We start from the raw sequence: 315 nt of genomic DNA, 5'->3' as shown, positions 1-315 counted from the left end.
GGGCCAACAACTCACGGAAGGTGGGATCACCACCCACATCCGTCCGCAGGACCAACGTATTGACGAAGAAACCCACGAGATCGTCGAGAGCCTCATCCGGACGGCCCGCGACCGGCGAACCGATCGGAACATCCACCCCCGCACCACACCGCGCCAGCACGGTCGCCACAGCCGCCCGAGCGACCAGGACCAAAGTGGTCCCGGTCTCCCGCGCCAGCCCGGTCAACGCCACATGCGTGACGGCGGGAAAGGTCACCTCGTGGGTGGCCCCGCGATAGGAGGCGACGGCGGGACGCGGCCGGTCGGCCGGCAGCG

1 protein-coding gene is annotated in these 315 nt (G+C 69.5%); it reads right to left on the bottom strand.

The features are described from left to right. On the bottom strand, window positions 1-315 hold a 315-nt coding region (locus tag ADK41_RS10770; RefSeq protein ID WP_159043963.1), incomplete at both ends, for a condensation domain-containing protein.

Source organism: Streptomyces caelestis, assembly GCF_001279005.1.
GTDB lineage: Bacteria > Actinomycetota > Actinomycetes > Streptomycetales > Streptomycetaceae > Streptomyces > Streptomyces heliomycini.
Note: the sequence above shows the minus strand (reverse complement) of the source record. Positions and strands in the feature narration are given on the sequence as shown.